The organism is Desulfobacula sp. (assembly GCF_021107415.1).
On sequence record NZ_JAIOSW010000137.1, the window covers coordinates 1 to 5,660 of the forward strand.

A 5,660-nucleotide genomic window follows, 5' to 3' on the forward strand; every position below is an offset into this window, starting at 1 on the left:
CCTTGTTTATTGCGGGGTGGGCCAGGATGGATTTGAACCGGCCACATCCTGTTCTGTTGCCGACCGTTTGAATATTGGAGGCAATGCCCATATTTACGATGTTAAAAGTGCCTGTCTCGGGATGGTCACAGGCATTGTCCATGTGGCCAATGAAATAGAGCTTGGCAATATTAAAGCAGGGCTTGTGGTCTCCTGTGAAACCGCACGACAAATTGTTGATTCAACCATCAATGAAATCAACACCTATAAAAACATTGATTTCTATAAAGATGCCATTGCCACAATGACAGGTGGGTCAGGAGCGGCTGCCGTGCTGTTAACCAACGGTACCTTTGGTATTGGTGGTATTGGTGGTATTGGTGGTATTGGTGGTATCGACGGTATCGGGGGCAACCCGGACAACCGAAAACATGCCCTTAAAGGTGGAGTGGTAAAAAATGCCATTGAGTATCACGCCCTGTGCAATTGGGGATTTGAACAAAATGGAATGCCCACAGATTCAAAAGTCATCATGAGAACCAAGGCCCAGGACGTTCTCGAAAATGGCCTTGTCCTTGCCAAAAAAACATTTGAAGAATTTAAAAAAGAATTTGATCTCCCCCTTGATAAACCGGATAAATTTATCGGACATCAAGTCGGGGCAGCGCATCACCAGAGATTTTACAAAGCCTTGAATGAAAATATAAAAAAAGATTTTTGCACCTATCCGTTTTTAGGCAATATAGGAACGGTTTCACTTCCCATCACTGCAGCCATAGCAGATGAGAGAGGTTTTTTACAGCCGGAAGATTTTGTGGCCTTTATCGGTGTCGGATCAGGGCTTAACTGCTATATTTTAGGTGTTGAATGGTAGAAAAAATTATTAATGACAAACTGACCTCCACAAAAGACTTTGAAGATATCTATCCTTTTGAGTCCAACTTCATGAATATCAATGGACATGATCTTCACTATATTGACAAAGGCAGAGGCATCCCCGTTATCATGGTTCACGGCAACCCCACCTGGTCGTTTTATTACAGGCACCTGATCCAAATCCTGTCACAGGGTTTTCGTGCCATAGCCTTGGATCATATCGGATGCGGGTTTTCAGACAAGCCAAATACAAAAGCATATAATTACACCCTTGAATCCCGGGTAAAAGACCTTGATACCCTGATTAATCATTTGAACATCAATGAAAAAATCAGCCTGATTCTCCATGACTGGGGCGGCATGATCGGTCTTGCCTGGGCAGTGGATCACATTGACAGGATTGACAAAATCATTATTACCAATACCTCGGGATTTTTCCTGCCAAAAGAAAAGCAATTCCCCTTCCTGTTATGGATCATCAAATATATCAGAATCTTTGCAGTCCCTGCCGTACTTGGACTTAACGTGTTTGCTAAAGCTGCCCTCTATCTTTGCAGCAAAAAAAAATTACACCCAAACGTCAAAAAAGGCCTTGTTAAACCTTATAATTCCTGGAAAAACAGGATTGCAACCTTAAAATTTGTCCAGGACATACCGATAAGTGAAAAAGATAAAAGTTATGCAATCGTCGATCATGTGGATCAGCACCTTAAAGACCTTGATGAATCCTCATTAATGTTTTTATGGGGGGCAAAAGATTTTGTTTTTGACCTGGCATTTTTAAATGAATTCAGACGCAGGTTTCCACAAGCCGTCACCCATGTTTTTCATGATGCAGGCCATTACCTGTTTGAAGACAAGCCAAAAGAAACTGCCCATCTGATCGAAGCCTTCTTAAACAAATGAAGCAAACAAATGGGGCAAAGATAAAATCATTCTTTGTTTTGACATTTAATGCAGGCTTAGGGTAAAAAACAATCATGCTTGGATTCGGAAAAAAGAAAAAAAAAGATAAAGAGGAAGCAAAAGCGTCCGAAAAAGATCTGCCTGAAGAAAAAAAAGAAAGTAAGGACGCACCTGATACTCAGGATGAGCCTGAGAAAAAGAAAAAAAAGCTGCCTTCAAAAAAACTGATATTTATTGCTTTGCTAATTCTTATTGCCGTTGGCGCATCTTCATATATCGTGTATACCCTGTATTTTACCCCAAAGGACTCCAACCCCCAAAACGCAACTTATAAAAAACTAGAATTAAAACATATTAATCTTCCCGAAGAGATGCTTCGGTTCAGCTTTGATTATTTTCCTGATCTTTATGTCGCACTGATCCTCTTTAACTCAGAAATGACTTTATTTGATAAGGAGATTGCAAGGATAGATGCCATTGCCCAAAAATATCCGGATCAGAAAAAAATTGCAGACAAGGAAAAAAAGACTTGGGGAAAAGCAAAAAATACACTGCAAAAAGCCTTTTTAAAAATTGAAAAATCCGTTAAAACAACCTATGTTCTATTTCGCGTAAATAAAGAGCAGGGGCTTACTCAAATTGAAGCCAAAAGCAAAGAACTGACGGAGCTTGCCCAAAGTGCCTTGGCACCCGCAAGGGAACTGACCCAAAAATTAAAATCAAATAAAGCGATTCCCAAAGGATTCATTAAAGGAAATATTGACAAACTAAAAAAGAAATTCTTATGACAGCCTATACAAATATCTCACTTGGTCTGAAAAAAATACAAGAAAAATATCCCCACAAAAGAGCAGTTGTCTATCCTGCCGGAAGAGACAAGAACGGCAGAGTTCTATACAGCCAGATGACATTTATCCAGCTTGAAAGGGAATCTGATGCTCTTGCCTTTGGCCTTGAAAGAATCGGCATTATCAGGGGGACCCGAACCATTTTAATGGTGACACCCGGTATGGAATTTTTTATCACCATATTTGCCATGTTCAAGGTGGGTGCCGTACCGGTTGTTGTTGATCCGGGAATGGGGATTGACCGGATGCTTCAATGCCTGGAACAAGGCAGGCCCAAAGCCTTTATCGGTATTGAAAAGGCTCATCTTTTACGAAAACTCAAACCCGGCTTTTTTAAATCGGTAAAACACTGGGTTACCGTTGGCAAACGATGGTTCTGGGGAGGATATACCCTTGATCAACTCATGACACAGACAGATGATCCTTATCCAACTGCCCGGACCGCCCGTGATGAAACCGCAGCCATTGTATTTACCACAGGATCCACTGGCCCTGCCAAGGGCGTAGTCTATACCCATGGTAACTTTGATGCCCAGATTAAACAGATCCAGGAGCATTTTCAAATTGAACCGGATGAGATTGATTTGCCAACTTTTCCTTTGTTTGCCCTTTTTGATCCGATCCTTGGTATGACAGCCGTTATTCCTGATATGGACCCGACCAAGCCGGCTCTGGTGGACCCCAAAAAAATAATTGAAGCCATTGAAAACCACGGTGTCACCAATATGTTTGCCTCCCCGGCTCTCTTAAACCGGGTGGGTAAATTCGGTAAGGAGAACAATATCAAACTGCCCTCTTTAAGACGTGTGATATCTGCAGGCGCGCCTGTGACACCGGCTAACATTGAACAGTTTTCCTTCATGCTGACAGGCAATGCCCAAATTCATACCCCCTATGGTGCAACAGAGGCAGTCCCAATCATATCCATCGGGTCCAATGAAATCCTGGCAGAAACCAGAAAGCTTTCCGAGCAGGGATTTGGCATGTGTATCGGCCGACCCATCAGCGACACCCGGGTTGAACTGATCAAAATCAGTGATGATCCCATTACCCAGCTTCATGATAAACTCAAAGTGCCTGAAAAACAGGTGGGAGAAATAACCGTAAAAGCAGACCTTGTGACAGAGCACTATTTTAACAACCGTGAAGCAGACCTGCTGGCTAAAATCCCTGATCCGGACGGCAAAATCTGGCATAGAATGGGTGACCTTGGATGGAAGGATTCAAAGGGGCGACTATGGTTTTGCGGAAGAAAAAGCCATCGGGTCATCACCCGTGATGAAACCCTTTTCACAATCCCTGTTGAAGCCATCTTCAACAATCATGAAAAGGTATTTAGAAGCGCCCTTGCAGGGGCTGGCCCGAAAAACATGCAGACCCCGGTCGTGTTTATTGAACCCTGTGCAAAAATAAGCAATAAAAAAGCATTTATCAAAGAGCTTTTAGATCTTGCAAAATCAAACCAGCTAACGGCGAGTATTCAACATATTTTTATTGAAAAGGCATTCCCGGTAGACATCCGGCACAACTCAAAAATATTCAGGGAAAAGCTTGCTGTTAAAGCAAAAAGAAAACTCAACTTATAACAAATACTGTTAATCAGGTAACAGATCATAAAAATACATCATTGCATCTGATCGGGTAATGATCCCGATAATTTTATCCTCCCTCATGACAGGGATACGTCCGATATCATGTCTTATCATCAATCTGGCTGCTTCTATGGCACTTTTGTCATGGTCTATGGTCACAACATTCCTGTTCATGAATGCTTTTACAGGAGACTGCATATGTTTTGATTGTCTGACCTTCTTAAAATCCCTCCGGGAGATCACCCCTACGATATGCTCATCTTTATCTACAACCGGCATACCACTACAGCCCAGATCTCTTAAAATCATGGCCACTTCTTCAATCTTTGTATCCGCACCAACCGTAACTACAGGATAGGACATGATATCCGACAGCATGACTGAAGAGTGCTGATTTCCGGAAATGAGTTCAACAAGTATTTCTTCAATTGTATCAGGGTTTACCCCTTTTAACAGCGCTGATCCCGCTCCCGGGTGCCCACCACCCCCTACGCTCCGCATTAAAATGCCAATATTGATTTCCTCTATATTACTTCTACCGATAACCATGCATTTGTTACGTTCAACATCTTTAAAAATTCCAAATGCAGCATCCACATTGACAATTTCCCGGTACATCTGAAGGACCATGGCAAGATTCTGGATTCGCCCTTCTATCTCCATCCTGGCAATACTGATGGTGAACCCGCCGATGTCCCTTCTTTCAGCTTTCTGTATCATCTGAAAAAGGATATCTTTCTGCTTTTTCCCATAGGCCTGGCGTAAAAAGGTGGAAAGAATGTGCAGGTCTGCTTTCCTGTCAAGAAGAAACCCTGCGGCATATGCATCCTCTGACAGAGTTGACGGAAATGTGAGATTTCCCGTATCTTCATAGATCCCCATTAAAAAAAGCGTGGCCTGAATCGGGGTAATCAGCTTTCTTTGTTTTTCAATCTCTTTTACCAGCATGGTAACAGTGGCCCCTGTTTCACTGATGGTTTTCTGATCGGTTTCAATATCGCCTTCAGAATGATGGTCCCACACGATAATCTCAAGATCCTGCCTGTCTTTCAACGCCTCCATGCCTTCCAGTCGACTCCAGGAATGTGTATCTACAACAACAAGAGTTGTTACATGCTCTAAAATAATATCTTTAGGAGAGTAGAGATCAAACAAATCTTTATGAATGGATAAAAAAGCTTTTAGATTTGCATTAATTGATGTTGGTAAAACCGGTTTGGCACCAGGGTAAAGCACGCTTGCTGCTACCAGGGATGCCAATGCATCAAAATCCGATCCTTTATGGGTAGTAATGATGACCATATGTCCCTCTTTTTTTCATTGATATTCTACTGAATATCATCATACAGGATATTTATTCAATGATTTATTGAAATCTCTTAAATGGAAGCAACAATCCAAAATCACAAAAAGGGGCAGCACCGAATGCTGAACCCCTTAATTTCTTTGGTAGCGGGGG

General features: G+C 42.1%; 5 protein-coding genes. 4 read left to right on the forward strand and 1 reads right to left on the reverse strand.

Annotated features, from left to right (window positions below):
- The 4 genes from K8S13_RS07115 to K8S13_RS07130 form a co-directional block, all read left to right on the forward strand.
- A partial coding sequence (locus K8S13_RS07115; RefSeq protein ID WP_291461543.1) for a 3-oxoacyl-[acyl-carrier-protein] synthase III C-terminal domain-containing protein occupies positions 1 to 853 on the forward strand: 853 nt, incomplete at its 5' end.
- A complete protein-coding gene (locus tag K8S13_RS07120; protein WP_291461545.1) occupies positions 847 to 1,761 on the forward strand; it encodes an alpha/beta fold hydrolase in 915 nt (304 codons plus the stop codon). The genes K8S13_RS07115 and K8S13_RS07120, both read left to right, overlap by 7 nt.
- A gap of 74 nt (positions 1,762 to 1,835) precedes the next feature.
- Positions 1,836 to 2,549 (forward strand): hypothetical protein, encoded by a 714-nt coding sequence (locus tag K8S13_RS07125; protein WP_291461547.1) that lies wholly within the window; start codon positions 1,836 to 1,838, stop codon positions 2,547 to 2,549.
- Entirely contained in the window at positions 2,546 to 4,195 is a 1,650-nt protein-coding gene (locus tag K8S13_RS07130) for a fatty acid CoA ligase family protein (protein WP_291461548.1), read from the forward strand. The genes K8S13_RS07125 and K8S13_RS07130 overlap by 4 nt, the downstream gene beginning before the upstream one ends.
- A 9-nt stretch (positions 4,196 to 4,204) precedes the next feature.
- Here K8S13_RS07130 and K8S13_RS07135 read toward each other — a convergent pair whose 3' ends face one another.
- The gene (locus K8S13_RS07135; protein ID WP_291461550.1) at positions 4,205 to 5,503 is read right to left on the reverse strand and encodes a CBS domain-containing protein; all 1,299 of its coding nucleotides are present in this window, start codon (positions 5,501 to 5,503) and stop codon (positions 4,205 to 4,207) included.
- Between the last annotated feature and the right edge of the window lie 157 nt (positions 5,504 to 5,660).